The sequence below is a fragment of the Pseudomonas sp. S34 genome, from assembly GCF_009866745.1.
GTDB lineage: Bacteria > Pseudomonadota > Gammaproteobacteria > Pseudomonadales > Pseudomonadaceae > Aquipseudomonas > Aquipseudomonas jessenii.
Map to the genome: position 1 here is coordinate 4,984,870 of NZ_CP019398.1, position 21,229 is coordinate 5,006,098.

General features: G+C 59.5%; 16 protein-coding genes. 10 read left to right on the forward strand and 6 right to left on the reverse strand.

What is annotated here, in order from left to right; genetic code table 11:
• Nucleotides 1-42 precede the first annotated feature (42 nt).
• Nucleotides 43-2,778 (reverse strand): preprotein translocase subunit SecA, encoded by a 2,736-nt coding sequence (gene secA / locus PspS34_RS22235; protein WP_150813309.1) that lies wholly within the window; start codon nt 2,776-2,778, stop codon nt 43-45.
• A 307-nt stretch (nt 2,779-3,085) separates the two neighbouring features.
• Here secA and PspS34_RS22240 point away from each other — a divergent pair, with 307 nt between their 5' ends.
• The gene (locus tag PspS34_RS22240; RefSeq protein WP_154860429.1) at nt 3,086-3,541 is read left to right on the forward strand and encodes a DciA family protein; all 456 of its coding nucleotides are present in this window, start codon (nt 3,086-3,088) and stop codon (nt 3,539-3,541) included.
• A gap of 121 nt (nt 3,542-3,662) precedes the next feature.
• Here the strand turns inward: PspS34_RS22240 and PspS34_RS22245 are convergent, their stop codons facing one another.
• On the reverse strand, nt 3,663-5,141 hold the full coding sequence (locus PspS34_RS22245) for a helicase HerA-like domain-containing protein (protein ID WP_154860430.1): 1,479 nt from the start codon (nt 5,139-5,141) through the stop codon (nt 3,663-3,665).
• Between the two features lie 188 nt (nt 5,142-5,329).
• Between PspS34_RS22245 and PspS34_RS22250 the strand changes: the two genes are divergently transcribed.
• The 4 genes from PspS34_RS22250 to PspS34_RS22265 all read left to right on the forward strand — a co-directional run bounded on the left by PspS34_RS22250 (nt 5,330) and on the right by PspS34_RS22265 (nt 10,303).
• The gene (locus PspS34_RS22250) at nt 5,330-7,219 is read left to right on the forward strand and encodes a methyl-accepting chemotaxis protein (RefSeq protein WP_150813312.1); all 1,890 of its coding nucleotides are present in this window, start codon (nt 5,330-5,332) and stop codon (nt 7,217-7,219) included.
• Between the two features lie 210 nt (nt 7,220-7,429).
• On the forward strand, nt 7,430-8,542 hold the full coding sequence (locus PspS34_RS22255) for a glycosyltransferase family 1 protein (RefSeq protein ID WP_154860431.1): 1,113 nt from the start codon (nt 7,430-7,432) through the stop codon (nt 8,540-8,542).
• On the forward strand, nt 8,535-9,311 hold the full coding sequence (locus PspS34_RS22260) for a polysaccharide deacetylase family protein (protein WP_154860432.1): 777 nt from the start codon (nt 8,535-8,537) through the stop codon (nt 9,309-9,311). The genes PspS34_RS22255 and PspS34_RS22260 overlap by 8 nt, the downstream gene beginning before the upstream one ends.
• Complete coding sequence (locus tag PspS34_RS22265; RefSeq protein WP_154860433.1) at nt 9,308-10,303, forward strand: lysylphosphatidylglycerol synthase transmembrane domain-containing protein; 996 nt, start codon at nt 9,308-9,310, stop codon at nt 10,301-10,303. The genes PspS34_RS22260 and PspS34_RS22265 overlap by 4 nt, the downstream gene beginning before the upstream one ends.
• Here the strand turns inward: PspS34_RS22265 and PspS34_RS28340 are convergent.
• Together PspS34_RS28340 and purU are read right to left on the reverse strand one after the other, a co-directional pair.
• On the reverse strand, nt 10,290-10,466 hold the full coding sequence (locus PspS34_RS28340) for a hypothetical protein (RefSeq protein WP_173677941.1): 177 nt from the start codon (nt 10,464-10,466) through the stop codon (nt 10,290-10,292). The genes PspS34_RS22265 and PspS34_RS28340 overlap by 14 nt on opposite strands.
• A gap of 86 nt (nt 10,467-10,552) precedes the next feature.
• Entirely contained in the window at nt 10,553-11,401 is an 849-nt protein-coding gene (gene purU / locus PspS34_RS22270; protein WP_057713501.1) for a formyltetrahydrofolate deformylase, read from the reverse strand.
• Between the two features lie 336 nt (nt 11,402-11,737).
• Here purU and mvaT point away from each other — a divergent pair, with 336 nt between their 5' ends.
• Nucleotides 11,738-12,115: a histone-like nucleoid-structuring protein MvaT gene (mvaT, locus tag PspS34_RS22275; RefSeq protein ID WP_007933316.1), complete on the forward strand. Its 378-nt coding sequence runs from the start codon at nt 11,738-11,740 to the stop codon at nt 12,113-12,115.
• A 99-nt stretch (nt 12,116-12,214) separates the two neighbouring features.
• Here mvaT and sbcB read toward each other — a convergent pair whose 3' ends face one another.
• Nucleotides 12,215-13,645, reverse strand: coding sequence for an exodeoxyribonuclease I (gene sbcB / locus PspS34_RS22280; RefSeq protein WP_159390334.1), 1,431 nt, complete (start codon nt 13,643-13,645; stop codon nt 12,215-12,217).
• Between the two features lie 200 nt (nt 13,646-13,845).
• Here sbcB and PspS34_RS22285 point away from each other — a divergent pair, with 200 nt between their 5' ends.
• From PspS34_RS22285 to PspS34_RS22300, 4 genes are read left to right on the forward strand one after another with little or no spacing between them, the layout of a single operon-like run.
• Nucleotides 13,846-14,571, forward strand: a complete 726-nt coding sequence (locus tag PspS34_RS22285) for an RDD family protein (protein WP_154860435.1) — start codon at nt 13,846-13,848, stop codon at nt 14,569-14,571.
• Nucleotides 14,568-15,545, forward strand: a complete 978-nt coding sequence (locus tag PspS34_RS22290) for a stage II sporulation protein M (RefSeq protein ID WP_154860436.1) — start codon at nt 14,568-14,570, stop codon at nt 15,543-15,545. Before PspS34_RS22285 ends, PspS34_RS22290 begins: the two co-directional genes overlap by 4 nt.
• On the forward strand, nt 15,532-17,076 hold the full coding sequence (locus PspS34_RS22295; protein WP_154860437.1) for a DUF4129 domain-containing protein: 1,545 nt from the start codon (nt 15,532-15,534) through the stop codon (nt 17,074-17,076). Before PspS34_RS22290 ends, PspS34_RS22295 begins: the two co-directional genes overlap by 14 nt.
• A gap of 32 nt (nt 17,077-17,108) precedes the next feature.
• Complete coding sequence (locus PspS34_RS22300) at nt 17,109-18,236, forward strand: DUF4350 domain-containing protein (RefSeq protein WP_174245555.1); 1,128 nt, start codon at nt 17,109-17,111, stop codon at nt 18,234-18,236.
• A gap of 172 nt (nt 18,237-18,408) precedes the next feature.
• Here PspS34_RS22300 and PspS34_RS22305 read toward each other — a convergent pair whose 3' ends face one another.
• A complete protein-coding gene (locus PspS34_RS22305; protein WP_150813321.1) occupies nt 18,409-20,919 on the reverse strand; it encodes an EAL domain-containing protein in 2,511 nt (836 codons plus the stop codon).
• Between the last annotated feature and the right edge of the window lie 310 nt (nt 20,920-21,229).

Genomic DNA, 21,229 nt, shown 5'->3' on the forward strand with positions numbered 1-21,229 from the left:
AAGCCGGTCGCGGCGCGGGTATTTCAGCGATTGAAACGGGTTTTACTGAATCTGCCCGTGGCAATGCTTGAACTTCTTGCCCGAACCGCAGTAGCACAACTCGTTGCGACCCAGCTTCTGCTCGTTGCGAACCGGCGCGGCAGCGAGGGCAACATCGACCTCTTCGCCCAACACTTCAGGCTGTTCAAGGCCTGGAGCCTCTTCATGCAGGAACTGCATGCGAGCGGCCAATGCCTCGGCTTCCTGACGCAGGCGCTGCTCCTCTTCGATCGGGTCTTCGCGACGAACCTGAACGTGGGACAGCACACGGATCGAATCGCGCTTGATCGAATCCAGCAATTCGGAGAACAGGGTGAAGGACTCGCGCTTGTATTCCTGCTTCGGGTTCTTCTGGGCATAGCCACGCAAGTGGATACCGTGGCGCAGGTGATCCATGGTCGACAGGTGGTCTTTCCACAGGTCGTCCAGTACGCGCAGAACGATTTGCTTCTCGAAGGTGCGCAACGCTTCGGCGCCCGCCTGGTCTTCTTTCTCGTTGTACGCCGCGATCAGTTCCTGCATCAGTTTCTCGCGCAGGGTTTCTTCGTACAGGTGGTCGTCTTCGTCGAGCCACTGCTGGATTGGCAGCGCCACACCGAAATCGCTCTGCAACGCGGCTTCCAGACCGGCCACGTCCCACTGCTCGGGCAGCGATTGTGGAGGAATGTGCGCGCTGACGGTGGCGTCGAGCACGTCCTGACGGAAGTCAGCGATGGTCTCACCGATGTTGTCGGCGGCCAGCAACGTGTTACGCATGTGATAGATCACTTTACGCTGTTCGTTGTTGACGTCGTCGAACTCGAGCAGTTGCTTGCGAATGTCGAAGTTGCGGCCTTCGACCTTGCGCTGGGCCTTTTCGATAGCGTTGGTCACCATGCGGTGCTCGATCGCTTCGCCAGGCTGCATGCCCAGGGCCTTCATGAAGTTTTTCACCCGGTCAGAGGCGAAGATGCGCATCAGGCTGTCTTCCAGCGACAGGTAGAAACGGCTGGAACCGGCGTCGCCCTGACGACCGGCACGACCACGCAACTGGTTGTCGATACGGCGCGATTCATGGCGCTCGGAGGCAATCACCTGCAAACCGCCCGATTCGAGCACTTGCTGGTGACGTTTCTGCCAGTCGGCCTTGATCTGGGCAATCTGCTCAGGGGTCGGGTTTTCCAGGGAAGCCACTTCCACTTCCCAGTTACCACCCAACAGGATGTCGGTACCACGACCGGCCATGTTGGTGGCGATGGTCAGCGCGCCCGGGCGACCGGCCTGGGCAATGATCTCGGCTTCCTTTTCGTGGAACTTGGCGTTCAGGACCTTGTGTTCGATGCCTTCCTTCACGAGCAGGCTGGACATGTGCTCGGAGGTTTCGATAGTGGCGGTACCGACCAGGACCGGACGGCCCGCGGCCATGCTTTCCTTGATGTCGGCCACGATTGCCGCGTATTTCTCGTCGGCGGTCAGGAACACCAGGTCGTTGTAGTCCTTACGGGCCAGCGGCTTGTTCGGTGGAATCACCATGACCTGCAGGCCATAGATCTGGTGGAACTCGAACGCTTCGGTGTCGGCCGTACCGGTCATGCCGGACAGTTTGTTGTACAGACGGAAGTAGTTCTGGAAGGTGGTCGACGCCAGCGTCTGGCTTTCGGCCTGGATGTTCAGGTTTTCCTTGGCTTCGATGGCCTGGTGCAGGCCTTCGGACAAGCGGCGGCCCGGCATGGTACGGCCGGTGTGCTCGTCGACCAGTACGACCTGACCGTCCTGCACGATGTATTCGACGTTGCGATGGAACAGCTTGTGCGCGCGCAGGCCGGCGTAAACGTGAGTCAGCAGGCTCAGGTTGTGGGCCGAGTACAGGCTCTCGCCTTCAGCCAGCAGGCCGATGCGGGTCAGCGTTTCTTCGACGTACTGGTGACCGGCTTCGTTGAGTTCGACCTGACGGGTCTTCTCGTCGACGGTGAAGTGACCGGCCTGGGTCACTTCGCCTTCGACTTCTTCAACGTGCAGCTTGAGCTGCGGGATCAGCTTGTTGACCTCGATGTACAGCTTGGAGCTGTCTTCGGCCTGACCGGAGATGATCAGCGGCGTACGGGCTTCGTCGATGAGGATCGAGTCGACTTCGTCGATCACGGCAAAATTGAGTTCGCGCTGGAATTTTTCTTCCATGCTGAACGCCATATTGTCGCGCAGGTAATCGAAACCGAATTCGTTGTTGGTGCCGTAGGTGATGTCGGCGGCGTAGGCAGCGCGCTTCTCTTCCGGCGGCTGGAACGGCGTCACAACGCCGACCGTCAGGCCGAGGAATTCATACAGCGGGCGCATCCAGTTGGCGTCACGGCGGGCCAGGTAGTCGTTCACCGTCACAACGTGCACGCCGTTGCCGGACAGCGCGTTGAGGTAAACGCCCAGTGTTGCCACCAGGGTCTTGCCTTCACCGGTACGCATTTCCGCGATCATGCCTTCATGCAAGGTCATGCCGCCGATCAGCTGGACATCGAAGTGGCGCATGCCCATGACACGCTTGCCGGCTTCGCGGGCGACCGCAAAGGCTTCTGGCAGCAGTTTGTCGAGGGATTCCCCTTTGGCGATGCGGGCCTTGAACTCGCTTGTCTTGGCACGCAATTGATCGTCCGAAAGGGCCACCATTTGCTCTTCGAAGGCATTGACGAGTTGCACCGTCTTGAGCATGCGTTTGACTTCACGCTCGTTCTTGCTTCCAAAAAGTTTCTTTAACAAAGGCGCAAACATATCGGCAGGATCTTCCACACTAAAGGGATGGAGGGCGGCCCCGTGAGTCGCCCGTGCAGCCCTCATGGCCGCATGCGAACGAGCATTCTACCCGGAAACGATGGAGAGGAAAGTGGCGATATTCCACGATGCTGGCACAGCGCTTTGACGGGGCTCACTTAAAATAAGGGCGTTTTGCTCAACTTCAAGCCGTTCAAGGCAGAAGTTAGTTGTTGATTTAATGGGTAAAGCGCCCACAAAAGCAATGGGCGGGTGCACTCGGCGCTTTCTGCTACCATGGCGCCTCTGTTACTTCAGGTGTCTGATCATGGCATTTCGCCCACTTACGGCCAAAGTACCTGCCGTTCTACTACGCGAAGCCAAGCCGCTGAAGGCCATTCTCGGCCACGCTCAACGCCTGGGTCATCTGCAACGTTTGCTCGAAAGCCAATTGCAACCCGCCGCTCGCGAGCATTGCCACGTGGCTTCCTGGCGCGAAGGCAGTTTGTTGCTGATTGTCACCGACGGTCATTGGGCAACTCGCCTGCGTTACCAGCAAAAGCGTTTGCAGCGGCAATTGCAGATGTTCGATGAGTTCGCCAATCTGACCCGGATCCTGTTCAAAGTTCAACCGCCGACCGTTCAGCAAGGTGCGGCCGGGCATACCATGGATTTGTCCAACGACGCGGCAGCGACCATCCAGGCCACGGCCGATGGGATCAGCGACCCGAATTTGCGGGCAGCGCTGGAGCGACTGGCGGCGCACGCCAAATCCAAATCCTGACACAGAACCCATGTGGGAGCGGGCTTGCTCGCGAAGGCGGTGTGTCAAACAACATAACGTTGACTGACATGCCCCCTTCGCGAGCAAGCCCGCTCCCACAGTTAGATTGTGGTCGCTCAAGCTAGCGGCGTTTTTTGCTGCCTAGCAACGAACCCATCAACCCGCGCACCAACTGTCGGCCAATCTGGTTCGCCGCCTGTTGCATCGCCGATTTCAGTGCCTTCCCTGCCGCGGTGCCGAGGAACTCTCCCGCCTGTTCGGTGAAGCTCGGTTCCTGTTTACCCTGCTCCGCTTCAGGCTCAGGCGCCAGGCCCTTGCGTCCCATCAGCACCTCATAGGCCGAGTCACGGTCAATCGGCTTGTCATAACGCCCTTGCAAAGGTGAACCGGCAATCAACGCCGTGCGCTCGGCGGCGGTCAAAGGCCCGATCCGCGATTGCGGCGGTGCCACCAGCACCCGCCGGACCATTTCCGGCGTGCCTTTTTCCTGCAGGGTGCCGACCAGCGCCTCCCCGATCCCGAGCTCGGTCAGCACCGACAACGCATCAAACGCCGGGTTCGGCCGGAAACCATCGGCTACCGCGCGCAGGGACTTCTGTTCCTTGGCGGTGAACGCACGCAGACCGTGCTGGATGCGCAAGCCCAACTGCGCCAGCACATCATCCGGCAGGTCACCCGGCGACTGGGTGACGAAATACACGCCCACGCCTTTCGAACGAATCAGCCTCACGACTTGCTCCAGACGATCACGCAATGCCTGGGGCGTACCGTTGAACAACAAGTGGGCCTCGTCGAAGAACAGCGCCAGCAACGGCTTGTCGGCATCGCCACGCTCCGGCAACTGTTCGAACAGCTCTGCCAGCAGCCACAGCAGGAACGTCGCGTAGACTTTCGGCGCTTCATGCACCAGGCGGCTGGCATCCAGCAAATGAATGCGACCGCGCCCGTCCGCCGTGGGCTGGAGGATGTCTTCGAGTTGCAGCGCCGGCTCGCCGAACAAGGCTTCGGCGCCCTGTTGCTCCAGGGTCGCCAGACGTCGCAGCAATGCCTGGCTGGAGCCGGTGGTCATCAACGCCGCATCGTCGCCCAGCAACTGGGGGTTGTCCCGCAGGTGATTGAGCAATGCCTTCAGGTCCTTGAGATCAAGCAACAACAGGCCTTCGCGGTCCGCCACCTTGAACGCGGCGTACAGCGCCGACTGCTGGCTGTCGGTCAGCTCCAGCAGACTGCCCAGCAGCAGCGGCCCCATTTCACTCAAGGTTGTGCGTAAAGGATGACCGGACTGACCGTGTATGTCCCACAACGTCACCGGATAAGCCTGAGGCTTGTGGTTGAGCCAGGGCATCCCGGCAATCCGCTCGGCGATCTTGCCTTGGGGATTGCCGGCGGCGCCGAGGCCGCACAGGTCACCCTTGATGTCCGCGGCGAACACCGCCACGCCGGCATCGCTGAAGGCTTCGGCCATTCGTTGCAAAGTGACTGTCTTGCCGGTGCCGGTCGCGCCCGCGATCAATCCGTGGCGGTTCGCCAGGCGCATGGCCTGGGCAGTCGGCTGCCCTTCTGGATCGGCGCCGATAACGAGTTGCAATGAGTCAGGCATTTGGTCACCCATGATTAATCTTTGGTCCTACACGGCCGATAGAGATAACGACAAAGCAGTCAGACACGATCTGGTCGGAAATTTCCCTAAGGAGAGTCGGAAAATTCACTTGCTTTCAACCTTGCCCGTCGTGCGTCCCTTTATAAAAGCACGCGCTGGACATTAAGACCTTAGCGGAACCCCAAGCCATGAACAAAAATCTGCGTTTCAGCCATAAAATCCTGCTTGCTGCCGCCCTCATTGTGATTGCCGCCTTCGCCTCCTTTACGCTGTACAACGACTACTTGCAGCGCAATGCCATCCGCAAAGACCTGGAAAATTATCTGCAGGAAATGGGCGCGGTGACCGCCAACAATATCCAGACCTGGTTGAACGGGCGCAGCCTGCTGATTGAAAACCTGTCACAAACTGTTGCGCTCAACCCCGATGCCGACAACGTTTCCAGCCTGCTTGTACAAAAAGCCGTGACCTCGACCTTCATGGGCGCCTACCTCGGCAACAAGGATGGCTCTTTCATCATTCGCCCGGACAGCAAGATGCCCGATGGCTACGACCCGCGTGCACGTCCCTGGTACAAGAGCGCGCAAAGCAGCAGCAGTTCGGCATTGACCGAGCCTTACATTGATCTGGCCTCCGGCCAACTGGTGATTTCCATTGTCGACAGCGTTATCAAGGACGGCCAGAACATCGGCGTGGTCGGTGGCGACCTGAGTTTGCAAGTGATCGCCGACAGCCTTGGCAAGCTGGATTTCGACGGCATGGGTTATGCGTTCCTGGTCAGCTCCGACGGCAAGATCCTGGTACATCCCGACAAAGCGCTGGCGATGAAGGCGCTCAAGGATGTCTACCCGCAAGACACGCCGGCCATCAGCAGCGCCATGAGCGAAATCCAGGTCGACGGCAAAACCCGCATCGTGACCTTCACCCCGATCAAAGGCTTGGCATCGGTCAACTGGTACATCGGTCTGTCGGTCGATAAGGAAAAAGCCTACTCGATGCTCAGCGAATTCCGCACCTCGGCTGTGGTTGCGACCATCATCGCCGTGGCCATCATCATCGCCCTGCTCGGCATGCTGATTCGCATCCTGATCCAGCCGTTGCACGTCATGACCCGCGCCATGGCCGACATCGCCGACGGCGAAGGCGACCTGACCAAGCGCCTGACCATCCAGAACAATGACGAATTCGGCACTCTGGGCACCGCGTTCAACCGTTTCGTCGAGCGCATTCACGGCTCGATCCGCGAAGTGTCTTCGGCCACCGGGCAAGTCAACGAAGTGGCATTGCGCGTAGTGGCCGCTTCCAACTCGTCGATGTTCAACTCCGACCAGCAAGCCTCGCGCACCAGCAGCGTCGCGGCCGCAATCAACCAGCTCGGCGCCGCCGCCCAGGAAATTGCCCGTAACGCCGCTCAGGCTTCGAGCCAGGCCAGCGATGCCCGCAGCCTGGCCGAAGACGGCCAGCAAGTGGTGGACCGCAGTATCGTGGCGATGAATCAACTGTCGAGCATGCTCAGTGCATCGAGCTCCAACATCGAATCGCTGAACAGTAAAACGGTGAACATCGGGCAGATTCTCGAAGTGATCACCAGCATTTCCCAGCAAACCAACTTGCTGGCGCTCAACGCCGCCATTGAAGCCGCCCGCGCCGGTGAAGCCGGTCGTGGATTTGCCGTGGTGGCGGACGAAGTGCGCAACCTGGCACATCGCACGCAGGAATCGGCGCAACAGGTGCAAACCATGATCGAGGAGCTGCAGGTCGGCGCCCGGGAATCGGTCAGCACCATGAGCGATAGTCAGCGCCACAGCCAGGACAGCGTGGAAATCGCCAACCTTGCGGGTGAGCGCCTGAACAGCGTGACGCTGCGTATCGGTGAAATCGACGGCATGAACCAGTCGGTGGCCACCGCGACCGAAGAACAGACCGCCGTAGTGGAGTCGATCAACGTCGACATCACCGAAATCAACACGCTGAACCAGGAAGGTGTGGAAAACCTGCAATCGACATTGCGCGCGTGCTCGGACCTTGAGCAGCAGGCGGCGCGGTTGAAGCAGTTGGTAGGTAGCTTCAGGATCTAAGGCAACCTCACCGGCCTCATCGCGAGCAAGCTCGCTCCCACAGTAGATCTATAGTGCGACAAAGATTCCTGTGGGAGCGAGCTTGCTCGCGATAGCGGCCTGCCAAACGATACATCCCCCCGCCGACATCCCTCCCGCACAACCCCAACCGAACATCTATCCTTCATATAGGTCAACCAAAGGAGAAACAGGACCGGAGGATCGTTCATCGTGCATATCGCGGACATCACCATGTTCTACGCCCCTGCCAGCGGAGGCGTGCGCACTTATCTGGATGCCAAGCACCGTCGCCTGGGCATCAAGCCAGGCATTCGCCACAGTTTGCTGATCCCCGGATCGTCCTTTGGAGAGCAGGATGGCATCTTCACAGTTCCCGCCCCTGCCCTGCCCTTCGGCAAGGGCTATCGCTTTCCTCTGCGTCTGGCGCCCTGGCGCAATGTCCTGCAAGACTTGCAACCCGACCTGATCGAAGTTGGCGACCCCTACCTCACCGCTTGGGCGGCGCTGGATGCGCGGCGCCAACTCGATGTGCCGATCATCGGTTTTTATCACTCGGACCTGCCCCTGCTGGTCAGCAACCGCATGGGCAACTGGGTGACCAACAACGTCGAGGCCTATGTCAGCAAGCTCTACGGCAACTTCGACCGGGTCCTGGCGCCCAGCCGGGTCATGGCCGACAAACTCACCGGGCTTGGGGTCAGGAATGTCTTCGTGCAGCCGCTCGGCGTCGACCTGCAAACCTTCAATCCCGATGCCAGAGATTCCGGGCTGCGGGCCGAACTGGGTCTGGATGAAAACACCCACCTCTTGATCTTTGCCGGGCGCGGTTCCAAGGAAAAAAACCTGCCGGTGCTGCTCGACTGCATGAAACGCCTGGGCCGACGCTATCACCTGCTGCTGGTTGGGTCGTCGATGCCCACGGCCGTGCCCTCCAACGTGACGGTGATCGACGAGTTCTGCCCGGCGGCGCAGGTGGCTCGCCTGATGGCCAGCGCCGACGCCTTGCTCCACGCTGGCGATCAGGAAACCTTCGGCCTGGTGATACTCGAAGCCATGGCCAGCGGTATTCCGGTGGTAGCCGTGGCGGCCGGGGCTTTCGAAGAAATCGTCACCGAGGACTGCGGCCTGCTCTGTGCGCCGAACAATCCCGCCGCGATGGCCACCGCGGTTCGAGAACTGTTCGGCTCGGGCAGCGTAGCGCTGGGCCGACAGGCGCGATTACATGCCGAACGACATTATGCCTGGGACACGGTGGTCACCAGTTTGCTGCGCCACTACCACGCCGTGCTCGGCAGCCAATGGCCGCTGACAGCCAATGGTTGAGCCCATGAACAGTCCCGCTTTACTGCTGGTACTGCACGACGTGGCGCCGCCCACCTGGGCCGATTACCAGCCGTTCGTCAAAGCCGTCGACGCTTTGGGTGGCGTGCCGATCACCTGGCTGGTGGTGCCGGATTTGCACAAACACAACAATCTGGACGCCCATCCGCAATTTTGCCGCCAGCTCAGTGCCAGGGTCGCCCGGGGCGACGAACTGGCACTGCATGGCTATTTCCATTGCGACGAGGGGCCGATGACCCGCAATCCCCGCGACTGGTTCATGCGTCGGGTCTACACCCACGAAGGCGAGTTTTATCGTTTGTCGCAGGAAGACGCCCTCGCCCGCCTGCGTTCGGGCATCGAGATGTTCCACCGCCATGACTGGCCGCTGGAAGGGTTCGTCGCCCCGGCCTGGCTGATGAGCCAAGGCACTCGCCAGGCATTGCGCCAATTGCCGCTGAGTTACACCAGCGACTCGCAACATTTATACCGGCTACCGGATTTCACCGCGCTCCAGGCGCCGGGGCTGGTCTGGAGTGCGCGCAGCGCCTGGCGCCGGGGTGTGTCGAAGCTCGTCTGCGACCGGCGTGAACAGCGCTGGCAGCACGCTCCGGTGATTCGCCTGGGCCTGCACCCGGTGGACATGCGCCATGAGTTCTCGCGCCGATACTGGCTAAAAACCCTTGAGCGCCTGCTCGACAACGGACGGGTGCCAATGACCAAGGCCCACTGGCTGGCGATGCAAAACGACCGACTGGTCCGTGCCGCATGAGTCGCGCACTGCTGTTGCTCGTCGGTCTGCTCGCGGCAGTGCTGATTCCATTACTGTTGGGCGGCAGCGAAATCTGGTCTCGGCTGACCGCCTTTCCGCTGCCGTGGTTGCTGGTCATGTTCGGCATGATCCTGTTGTGCTGGGGGGTGAACACCCTGCGTTTGCGCCTATTGCTGGGGGATCAATGCGACAAGGTCGGCCGGCTCAGGAGCCTCGGCATGGTGATGGCCGCCGAATTCGCCTACTGCGCCACGCCCGGCGGTAGTGGCGGGCCTCTGACGATCATGGCTTTGCTGGCGCGTCACGGTGTGCGTCCAGCCAGGGGCAGTGCGGTGTTTGCCATGGATCAACTGAGCGACTTGCTGTTTTTTCTCTGTGCCTTGAGCGGGATTCTGATTTACGCCCTGTTCCAGCACCTCAGCCAGCGTATGGAATGGATGCTGATGGTCAGCGCCGTTTCGCTGTTCGGCGGCCTGGTCAGTTGCGTCATGGTGGCGCGCTATCACCGATTATTGATTCGCCTGAGTGGTCGCTGGCTCGCCCGACTCAATGTCAAAGCGGCCACTCGAATGCGCTGGGCGCGCAAACTCCTGCAGTTTCTGGCGGCGTTTACCGACACGTTGAAGTTGCCCGTGCAGACCTTGATCAAGGTATTCGCCCTGACCTGTGTACATTGGGGCCTGCGCTACAGCGTGCTGTACCTGGCGTTGCGCGGGCTCGGCGCGGATTTGCAGTGGGCCTGGAGTTTTCTGATCCAGATGCTGGCACTGAGCGCCGGGCAATTCAGCCTGCTGCCGGGCGGAGCCGGGGCGGCTGAGCTGACGTCCGCCGCGCTGCTGGCGCCCATGGTCGGGAAGTCCACGGCAGCCGCGGCGATTCTGATTTGGCGGGCGGTAACCTATTACTTCTATTTACTGGTTGGTGGGCCGGTGTTTCTGCTGATGCTGGGTCGGCCGCTGCTGAAGAAGTTGATGAAACTCAGGCAGGCTTAGGTTTGTCCTCGGGCTCTTGCTGCAACTGTTCCCACAACTGCGCGGCGTCGGGAAACTCCGTACCGGTTTCAGGCCCCATGTCATCCGGGTCGTAGCGGCTCAGGCAACCCTCGCCCAGCGTGGCGGGAGCCTTGGAAGTGGCTTTGTCCAGTGGATCGGCCATGGTCATGTCCTCGGTGCAAAAACGGCGAAGGGCCTGAAGCGATTGAACGCCCAGGCCCTTCGAATTTCAACGGTGACGTACGTCTGTCAGAAGACGACGGTCTTGTTGCCGTGCACCAGCACGCGGTCTTCCAGGTGATAACGCAAGCCACGGGCCAGCACCATTTTCTCGACATCGCGGCCGAAACGCACCATGTCTTCGATGCTGTCGCTGTGGTTGACGCGCACCACGTCCTGCTCGATGATCGGGCCGGCATCCAGCTCTTCGGTCACATAGTGACAAGTCGCGCCGATCAGCTTCACGCCACGCAGGGAGGCCTGGTGGTACGGCTTGGCACCGACGAATGACGGCAGGAAGCTGTGGTGGATGTTGATGACCTTGTGCGCGTATTCGCTGCACAACTCAGGCGGCAGGATCTGCATGTAGCGGGCAAGTACCACCACTTCGGCATCGTGTTGCTTGACCAGGCGCGAAACCTCGGTGAAGGCTGGCTGCTTGTCCTGTGGATTGACCGGGACGTGGTAGTACGGGATACCGTGCCACTCCACCATGCTGCGCAAGTCATCATGGTTGGAAATCACACAGGAAATTTCACAGTCCAGTTCATCGCTGTGCCAGCGGTGCAGCAAGTCGGCCAGGCAGTGCGACTCGCGGCTGGCCATCAGGACCACGCGCTTCTTTTGCTCGGTATCGGTGATGCGCCAGTCCATCGAGAACTCTTCGGCGATCGGGGCAAAGGCTTCACGAAACGCTTCGATACCAAATGGCAGGGAGTCGGCACGGATTTCGTGACGCATGAAGAACCAGCCACTGAGATTGTCCGAGTGATGGCTCGCTTCAGTGATCCAGCCGTTGTGTGATGCCAGAAAGTTACTGACTTTGGCAACGATGCCAACACGGTCCGGGCAAGAAATCACCAGACGAAAAGTGCGCATGAGGGGGGAACTCCAGAACTTCGCAAAGGCCGCCATTCTAGCGATTGCGCAACAAAACTGCAGTATTGTTGACGTTTCGCCCTGCCGGAAGGTCAGTGCGACAGGGTGGACACCAGCAGCGCCTGCTTGCACAGATGCTCTTGCGGTGCCGGCCAATTGTTAATTTATGTATATCTGACAGACCGGGACCACACTAATAATCGCACTACCAATGCGCGCAAAAACCCCGGCAATTAAATTAAATAAACTTGCCTTAAATGTTTACTTGATGAAACACCGTGACTATTATTGCCGCACTGTCATCTGCCATCCAGCGCACAACATAAGGTAGTCCACATGTCCTTGATCAACGAATATCGCGCCACCGAAGAAGCTATCAAAGAGCTGCAAGCCCGTTTGAAGAACCTGTCCCAAGACGACAAACTGCAAACCGAGCTGGAATTCGAAGGCAAACTGCGCACCCTGATGGGTGAATACTCCAAGTCCCTGCGCGACATCATCGCGCTGCTGGATCCAGAATCCAAAACCAAGGCACCACGCGGCGGTGCAGTGAAAACTACCGGCACCAAGCGTGCTCGCAAAGTTAAACAATACAAAAACCCGCACAACGGTGAAGTCATCGAAACCAAGGGTGGCAACCACAAGACTCTGAAAGAGTGGAAAGCCAAGTGGGGCGGTGACGTGGTGGAAGGCTGGGCAACCCTGCTGGGCTAAGCCTCAGAGCTTGTCGCAGATGGATCCGTGACAAAAAATAACGCCAGCAAATGCTGGCGTTTTTTTATGCTCGGCGTTTAAGCCCTGGCATGTTCGATTTCAAAGACTCAAACGCTGGCGCAGTCCCTGGACATAATCCTGCCACTCACCGAGCACCCCCTGCTGAAACGCAGTAGCACTAACGCTCAATTGGGCCGCGGCTTCTACAAAACTTTCAAGGGTATTTGGCGCCCCCCATTCAGGGTCTGACAAACGTTTCTGACAGAATATTCGCCAGCGTTCTTGCTCTTCGGGATTCAACGTGTCGGGAAAGTTGCGTGCGCGATATCGAAACAGCAATTCAGGCAAACGTTCGTCATCGAAAGGCCACTGTTCTTGTGCCAATTGCATCGGGTCAACGGCCCTGACTTGTTCACACAATCGCCGATCCCGATCACCGATAAATCCATCGTATAACTGTTGCTCCGGATCCTGGCTCTGGGAAAAGTCTTCGCGGGCATAAATCGCCAGGATTTTATCCAGCCAAACTTTCCGGGCGCCATTGAGCTGCGACACCCTCTGCTGATACAGCGCCATATCCAGCCCCAAACGCTGCTGATCTTCCTGGCGAAGTACCGACAACGGTGCCACCACCGGACACTTGTTGATGTGAATCAGCTTCAACGGCACCGGCAACTCGCCTTCGGCCAGTTCGTCGCGGCGGGTATACAAGCGCTGGCGCAAACTTTCGGCATCCAGGTCGAGCAGGCCCTGGGGATCGAGGTGCAGGTCACAGACAATCAGGGCGTTCTTGTTGCGCGGGTGCCAGGCCAGCGGCAACACCACCCCCACATAGTTGCGCGCGGCCGAAAAACGTCCGGAAACATGCACCAGCGGTTGCAGCAGGCGTATCTGCTCCATGACTTTTTGCTTGCTGCGCAGTTGAAACAGCCAGGCGTACAGCTTTGGCTGTTTTTCCCGTATCAGGCGCGCCAGGGCGATCGTCGCGCGAACGTCCGACAGTGCTTCGTGGGCATTGCCATGATCGATGCCATTGGCAGCGCTGAGGCGTTCGAGCTTGAGCGTGACCCGCCCCTCGTCATCGGTCGGCCAGACCAGGCCATCGGGACGCAAGGCATAGGCGGCACGCACCACATCGATCAGGTCCCAGCGGCTATTGCCGCCCTGCCACTCCCGCGCATAGGGGTCGAAAAAGTTTCGGTACAGGCTGTAGCGGGTCATCTCGTCATCGAAACGCAAGGTGTTATACCCCGCACCACAGGTACCGGGCGCCGCGAGTTGGGCATGCACCCGGGTCATGAAATCGGCTTCGCTCAAGCCGTGCTCTTGCAGTTGCCCGGGGGTGATTCCCGTGATCGCGCAGGCGGCAGGATGCGGCAGGATGTCCTCACTGGGCTGGCAGTAAAGATTGACCGGCTCGTCGATTTCATTGAGATCGAAGTCGGTGCGCAGGCCGGCCATTTGCAACGGACGGTCACTACGGGGATTGATGCCAGTGGTTTCGTAGTCGTACCAGAAAATGGAGGTCACGGGCGATTCCTGAACTGAAGATCGGCAAAGTCTAGGCGTTCACCGCCCGCCCCGGCCAGTAGTCTTGTCATTCAAGCACCTTGCGCGACTTACCATGCAATACATAGTTATGTCGTTCCCCCCCGCCCCCGCCCCTCGATTAGGCTGCTAGCATCGAATGGATACACAATCCCGAATAAGGCCACATCATCAGGTTGCCCATGCTCGAGACCACAGCACAGCCACGGAATGCGCCGCTGTCACCTCCGCTGGATACGCGGTACCAGGTCGAAACGCCGGAGGGCGTCGACCTGCCACTGCGCCCGGCCGGGTTGATGGTCCGTGCGCTGGCATTCTCCATTGATCTTGGTTTACGCGGCCTGGTCCTGGGCGTGCTGTTCATTGTGCTGGCGATGCTCGGCAAACTGGGAGCCGGGCTCGGCTCGATCCTGCTGTTCGTGGTGAGCTGGTGGTACATGGTGCTGTTCGAGGTGCTGAACCACGGTCGCTCGCCGGGCAAGCAATGGATGGGCTTGCAGGTGGTGCACGACGATGGCACCCCGATCGGCTGGTCGGCGTCGCTGTTGCGCAACCTGCTGCGGGTTGTCGACCTGCTGCCGTTCGGTTACTTCCTCGGGGCCATCAGTTGCCTGCAACATCCCCACTTCAAGCGCCTCGGCGATATCGCCGCCGGGACCCTGGTGATCTACCGCGAACGACCGCACACCCGCCCCCAGCTCCCCGAAGCCCGGCCCCGCCGCCCGGCCTTTGTCCTGACACTCACCGAGCAACGGGCCATCCTCGGGTTTGCCGAGCGCCAGGGTGAACTCTCCGAAGCGCGGGTCAATGAACTGGCTTCGATTCTCGCCCACCCCTTGCAAGTCGAACCCCCGCAGGCAGTGACCGAGCTCAACGGCATCGCCCGCGGGTTGTTGGGGCCGACATGAAGCAAAGCCTTTTTGAAAGTCGGCACAAGGCCGAATGGGATCATTTCGCCCATCTGCTCGAGCAGTTGGAGCGGGACGGCAAGGCTACCGACGCCGGCAGTTTCCCGAAGGACTACCGACGCCTCTGCCAACACCTGGCACTGGCACGGGAGCGTGGCTACAGCAGTTTTCTGATCGACTCCTTGCAGCAACAGGTGCTGCGCGGACACCAACAGCTTTACCGTCATCGCAGCCATTTGGGGGCCAATGTGCTGGCGTTCATCCTGGCCGACTTTCCGCGACTGGTGCGCGAACAGTGGCGTTTTGTCCTCGCCGCCAGCCTGATGTTTTTTGGCAGCCTGGCCGGTTTCGCGCTGCTGGTGTACCTGTATCCGGAGCTGGTCTACAACCTGATCCCCGTCGAGCAGGTCAGCGAAATGCAAAGCATGTACGACCCCGTTGCCGGTCACCTCGGGCGCACGGCGGAACGAGCCGCCAGTGAGGACTGGGCGATGTTCGGCTACTACATCATGCACAACATCGGCATTGCCTTTCAGACCTTCGCCAGTGGTTTGCTGTTCGGTCTGGGCAGCGTGTTTTTCCTGATTTTCAACGGCCTGATGATCGGTGCGGTGGCCGGGCACCTGACCTACGTCGGCTACGGACAAACCTTTTGGTCATTCGTGATCGGCCATGGCGCTTTCGAACTCAGCGCCATCGCCCTGGCCGGTGCCGCCGGTCTGAAGCTGGGCTGGGCCTTGGTCGCCCCGGGGCGCCTGCCACGGGCCGAGGCCTTGCGATTGGCTGCGCGCAAGAGCGTGCTGCTGATCTGCGGGGTCATGCTGTTTCTGTTGATCGCTGCGTTTATCGAAGCCTATTGGTCGTCAATGACCGGCCCTTCGCACCAGACCAAATATCTGGTTGGCGCGGCGCTCTGGCTGTTGGTGGTGGTTTATCTCGTGTTTGCCGGACGTCAGCGCCATGCGCCTGAGTGACGCCACGGTGGTGATTCGCCCGCGCTCGACCTGGGAAGCCATGGACCTGGGGGTGCTGCTGAGTCAACGCCACCGACGCCTGTTGATGACCAGTTGGGCCTTGGTCACCTTGCCGGTTTTCGCGCTGCTCAGTTGGGGGCTCTGGGATTCGCCCGATCTCGCCGTGTTCATTTTCTGGTGGCTGAAGCCGGCGTTCGAACGCCTTCCCCTATACATCCTGTCCAAAGCCATGTTCGGTGAAACGCCCACGCTCAAACAGGCCCTGCGCCAATGGCCACGTCTGCTCAAGCCGCAATTGCTGGCCAGCCTGACCTGGCGACGCCTGAGTTTGCCCCGCAGTTTCGTGATGCCGGTGGTGCAACTCGAAGGACTGGGCGGGCAGCAACGGCAACAACGCCTACAGGTGCTGTTGCAGCGAGACGCCAGCGCCGCACGCTGGCTGACGATCATCGGCGCGCACCTGGAAGGCGCATTGTGGGTCGGCTTGATGGTGTTGTTCTATCTGCTGCTGCCACAACAGGTCGCGCTCGACTGGAGCTGGCAGTCGCTGATCTCGGCGGCCACCCAGGACTGGCGTTGGCTGGAACACCTGACCAACGCCTTTTATGCACTGGTGCTGGTGGTCTGGGAACCGATCTATGTCGCCTGCGGTTTCAGTCTGTACCTGAACCGGCGCACCATGCTGGAGGCCTGGGATATCGAACTGGTGTTTCGCCGGATGCGCCAACGTCTGGTCAGTGCAGGCGCTGTCCTGTTGATGGCCGTGATTATGCTGATGCCAGCCACCCACAACGCATGGGCCACAGAACCGGCCCTCTCACCCGACAGCCCGCGCCTGCTGGACCAGCCCCTGACCAGCCAGGCCTCCAGGGACAGCATCAAGGCGATCCTCGAACAGACGCCCTTCAAGAACCGGGAATCGGTCACGCGCTACCGCTTTGGCGAAGAGCAACCGAATGCTGAAGCTTTGGACGACGGCAAGACACCACATTGGTTGAAGGCGCTGTTGAAGCTGTTCGAGGGGCGACGCTTCGGGGCATTGGCGACACTGATCGAAATCGTACTGTGGGGCATCGTCATTGGTGCCGTCGGCCTGTTGATCTGGCGCTATCGCGACTGGCTGCAGGCGTTCGTCAGCCGACGACCGCCCCTCAATGTCAAAGCCACGCGACCGTTACCGCAGCAGGCGTTCGGCCTGGACCTCAAGCCCGAATCCCTGCCCGCCGACATCGCCGCCCACGCCGAAAGCCTCTGGCAAGCCCACCCACGCGAAGCGCTTGGCTTGCTCTATCGCGCCCTGCTCAGCCGCCTGTTGCACGACTTCAATATCGCGCTCAAGGCCGCCGACACAGAAGGCCAGGTGCTTCGGCGTGTCGAGCTACTGCAGCAGCCGGCCTTGCTGGCCTACAGCCAAAACCTGACCGGGCACTGGCAAAACATGGCCTACGGGCATCGCCTGCCGCCCGCTCAAGTGCAACAGGAACTATGTAACGGCTGGCGTGTTCTGTTCGGTCCGGAGGCTGTCCGTTGAGTCGGCGCCGGGGTTCGATAGCCGGTGCGTTGATGGCCGTGTTGCTGGCTGCGTTGAGTGTTTATCTGTACCTCAAGGCGACTCCCTACCAGACCGAAATCGATCACGGCCCCTCCCCCGAAGCCAATGCCAACCCTTATCTGGCGGCCGAGTTGTTCCTGCGCAAGCAAGGCCTGAAGGTCGGCCACGCCAACGGCCTCGATATCCTGCCCAGCCTCGACCCGCATCAACACAGCCTGCTGTTGCTCGGGGAACGCTACAACATGACCCCACGGCAGATCGACCAGGTGATGAACTGGACCCGGGCCGGCGGGCGGCTTCTGTTCGTCGCCGAGTCGCTGTGGGATGAAAAACTCGGCCATAGCAATGACCTGCTGCTCGACCGGGTGCAACTGCACCAGTCCTTGAGCAAAGACCTCAAGGACCCACCGCCGGATGTCGGTGACGATCCGTACCCGCAACTGACCAAGCTCTATCTGGAAGACGAAGACGCCCCGGCCTATGCCGGTTTCGATACCGCGTTCCATCTCGAAGACCCGAAAAACCTCGCCCTGGCCTGGGCCAACAGCGCCAGGGCCACGCACATGATGCAACTCGACCACGGGCTCGGTTCGATCATCGTGGTCACCGATGCCGACCTGTGGAAAACCCCGGCCATCGACCGGTACGACAACGCCTGGCTGCTCTGGTACCTGACCGCCGACACCCGCGTGACGCTGATCTTCAACACCGATCACGACAGCCTGCTGACGTTACTACTGCGTTACTTCCCCCAGGCGCTGGTCGCGTTGCTCGCCTTGATCGGCCTGGGTTTCTGGCACTTTGGCGTGCGTCAGGGACCGCTGCTGGAAGCGGCTCCGAAAGCACGCCGGCAATTGCAGGAGCACCTGCGCGCCAGTGCCGACTTCCTGTTGCGCCGCAACGGTCAGGCCGGCCTGCTGCAAGCCCTGCAGCAAGACATCCTGCGGCGTGTACGGCGTCGTCACCCCGGTTTTGAACAGCTCGGTGTTGCCGAACAATGGCTGGTGCTCGCGCGCCTGACCGGCCAACCCACACGCGCCATCAGCCAGGCCATGAGCCCGCGGCCGAAACAACGGCTTTCCAGCGTTGAATTCAGCCGCCAGGTCGCCCACCTGCAAACCTTGAGGAACGCCTTATGATCTGGCACCTGACAAGTGTTGGATTACCATTGGATTAGAAGACAGCCCCTTACGAGCTGTTCGAGGCTACCTCCGGCAGTTGCGGGTGCGAGCCACATTTGAGTCGACCTCTCATCGTCCGCATTGGGTTCAATCCACAGCCGACAGCGGACGTCCCCAGGCACCTACGAAGTTATGGCGATTTAGTCTTGGTCCGTGTGAAATCAGTACTCGCCATTAATCTTTCGTGAACATATTCCTCAAATTGTTCGGCTGGCAGTGGCGGGGAAAACAGGAAGCCCTGGTAGGTCTGGCAGCCATGCTTGACCAGAAAGATGCGCTGAGCTTCTGTCTCTACACCTTCTGCAATCACCGAAAGCCCCAATATCTGGCTCAGGCTCACAATCGCGCAGGCGATGGCGGCGTCGTTGGGATCAACCAGCACATCTCTGATGAAGGACTGGTCGATCTTGAGTTGATCCAGCGGAAGGCTCTTCAGGTATGACAGTGACGAGTAGCCGGTTCCGAAATCATCCAGCGAAAGGCCTATGCCGATCTCTTTCAACTCGATCATTTTGGCGACAGTACCTTCCATATCCTCTATCAGCAGGCCTTCGGTCAGTTCCAGTTTCAATTTCTTCGGATCGGCCCCCGTGTATCTCAGTACATGCAGTACCTCCTCGACGAAGTCCGGATGGTGAAACTGGCGGGCGCTGACATTCACAGCCATACCCAGTCGGGCGGTTTCCGAACGTTTTGCCCAGGCAACCAGCTGAGTGCAGGCTGCCTGCAGCGCCCAACGGCCTAATGGCAGAATCAACCCCGTTTCCTCTGCCAATGGAATGAACTCGCCTGGAAACACGACTCCGCGCTCAGGGTTCTGCCATCTCATCAGTGCCTCTGCGCCAATGATACGGCCCTCACTATTCACCTGCGGCTGGTAATGAAGAAGGAATTCGTTGTCCTGCAAGCCTTGGCGCAAGTCTACTTCCAGTCTGGCGCGTGCCGTGGCAACCGCCTGCATTTCCGGATCGAAGAAGCGCATGGTATTGCGGCCCGCCGCCTTGGCGCGATACATCGCCAGGTCAGCGCGCTTCAGAATATCGTCCGCTGTGCTCAGTTGCCCCTGGAACAGCGCAATGCCGAGGCTGGGGGTGCTGTGGTGCTCATATCCATCCAACTGGTAGGAAATGTTCAGAGAGTTGAGAATCTTTTCGCCAATAGCCTTGGCCTGGATAGCTGCTTCTGGAGGATTCTCATTAAGGCCATCCAGCAAGACAACGAATTCGTCTCCGCCCAGGCGAGCCACGGTGTCGCTCTCGCGTATGCAGCCGCAAAGGCGCAGAGCGACTTGCTGCAGCAACATGTCGCCTCTGTCATGCCCCAGCGTGTCGTTCAGTGCCTTGAAGTTATCCAGGTCAATGAGAATTATCCCGCTCGTATGCAGGCTACGGGCGCTGCCCGCCAGCAGATGCTGTAACCGGTCCAACATGAGCCGCCTGTTGGCCAGCCCGGTCAACTGATCGTAGAAGGCCAAACGCTGGACCTCTTGCTCAGCGGTCTTACGGTGGGTGATGTCAGTATTGATCGACAGAACGGATTGCGGCTCGCCATCATCGTCTCGCACCAGGGTTCGATGACTTTCGAGCGTGATGGTGCAGCCATCCCGGCGTCGAAGTGTAACTTCGTCCGCCCGGTCACCCGTTTCTATCAGGCTGTCAGTGGCCGCATTGAAAGCGGCGCAACCCTGGTAGATCAACTCCTGTGCCGATTTGCCGAGTGCCTCTTCCTTTGACAGACCGTAGAGACGCTCGGCACTTTTGTTCCAGTACAGGATGCGGTTATCCATCCCGTGAACGACAATGGCGTCCTGGGCCTTGTCCAGCAGCGATGCTTGCTGGCGGGCCTGCTTCTCGCTTTCGCGCAGCACTGCCAGATAACCTTCCCTTTCGGCTGCTTGCGACTCCATTTCGCGCCTGATCTTGCCCCCGTAGATAACGGCCGCACTGACCATCAGTAGCACGAACACCATGATCGCGTATTCGACCCGGCGCAGTTCTTCGACCGACTCAAGCTCCTCCTCCAGGAGCTTGCTTTGAATCAGGCCAACGCGGTCCCGCACGGTACTGAGTGAGGCGAGCAACAGGGCAAACTTCCTGTCCATCGTTGCCATGCGTTTGCCGGCATTATCCGACTGACCCTCCCTGAAGTAGGAAAAGATCAACAAGGCCTCGTTCACCATTTCGACCATCGCGGCATCAACTGCGCCCACCTCATCCTTCAATGCAAGGGTAAAGGCCTGTATATCTGCACTGTGTTCAGCCTCATTGGCGATCCGTACTTCCAACTGTTTTTTGGCCATTGCCAAATGCTCGTTGAAGGCGCGCAAGGCTTCATTCATGTTCCGCGATTCGGCTTCAACATTATGTGTATCGAACACATTATTGCCCGGCGCATTGACTGTGGAAGCCAGGCTGCCCAGCGTTGAATAGCTCGACAGCTGTTGGACCCACGACTGGTTTGCCTTGATGGAGCGGTGATAGGTATCGACGATCAGGTGGTTCAATAGCACGCTCAGCACAACAACCAGCACGTCGAATCCCGCAAGAAAAAAGTACATGCGGTGCCATTTGGTCGAGCGCGGCTTATTTGAACTGGTGGGTATGGCTTGCTTTGCGGCGCTTTTGTCCCTGAAAGAATCCATTTCACAATCTCCAAACATAATCCTTCTAAACTGACCAATAGAAGCGGTATTCGGAAACCAGTTAACCTTTTGTGCCGACACCTGAACCTGAAAACACACCGCGCGTAGCATCAGCCAAATTTTTTCTCTGTTCTGGATTCACGCTGGTTTTCGTGAGCGAAGCTCCCGAGTGTCGTTGCGGATTTGCGCCCCTGAACTGGATGCTTCATGCAGGATAGTCGAGTGACACAGGGCACGTTGCGGGTCATTTCCGCGCCGCCTGCCGGACTGCCTGATCAGTTTCGATAGCAGACCAAGCATAGCCACTAAT

Bases quoted from the DNA above. Each gene is read 5' to 3' on its own strand.
- secA (WP_150813309.1), bottom strand. From the start codon at position 2,778: ATGTTTGCGCCTTTGTTAAAGAAACTTTTTGGAAGCAAGAACGAGCGT.
- PspS34_RS22240 (WP_154860429.1), top strand. From the start codon at position 3,086: ATGGCATTTCGCCCACTTACGGCCAAAGTACCTGCCGTTCTACTACGC.
- PspS34_RS22245 (WP_154860430.1), bottom strand. From the start codon at position 5,141: ATGCCTGACTCATTGCAACTCGTTATCGGCGCCGATCCAGAAGGGCAG.
- PspS34_RS22250 (WP_150813312.1), top strand. From the start codon at position 5,330: ATGAACAAAAATCTGCGTTTCAGCCATAAAATCCTGCTTGCTGCCGCC.
- PspS34_RS22260 (WP_154860432.1), top strand. From the start codon at position 8,535: ATGGTTGAGCCCATGAACAGTCCCGCTTTACTGCTGGTACTGCACGAC.
- PspS34_RS22265 (WP_154860433.1), top strand. From the start codon at position 9,308: ATGAGTCGCGCACTGCTGTTGCTCGTCGGTCTGCTCGCGGCAGTGCTG.
- PspS34_RS28340 (WP_173677941.1), bottom strand. From the start codon at position 10,466: ATGGCCGATCCACTGGACAAAGCCACTTCCAAGGCTCCCGCCACGCTG.
- purU (WP_057713501.1), bottom strand. From the start codon at position 11,401: ATGCGCACTTTTCGTCTGGTGATTTCTTGCCCGGACCGTGTTGGCATC.
- mvaT (WP_007933316.1), top strand. From the start codon at position 11,738: ATGTCCTTGATCAACGAATATCGCGCCACCGAAGAAGCTATCAAAGAG.
- PspS34_RS22285 (WP_154860435.1), top strand. From the start codon at position 13,846: ATGCTCGAGACCACAGCACAGCCACGGAATGCGCCGCTGTCACCTCCG.
- PspS34_RS22290 (WP_154860436.1), top strand. From the start codon at position 14,568: ATGAAGCAAAGCCTTTTTGAAAGTCGGCACAAGGCCGAATGGGATCAT.
- PspS34_RS22295 (WP_154860437.1), top strand. From the start codon at position 15,532: ATGCGCCTGAGTGACGCCACGGTGGTGATTCGCCCGCGCTCGACCTGG.
- PspS34_RS22300 (WP_174245555.1), top strand. From the start codon at position 17,109: ATGGCCGTGTTGCTGGCTGCGTTGAGTGTTTATCTGTACCTCAAGGCG.
- PspS34_RS22305 (WP_150813321.1), bottom strand. From the start codon at position 20,919: ATGGATTCTTTCAGGGACAAAAGCGCCGCAAAGCAAGCCATACCCACC.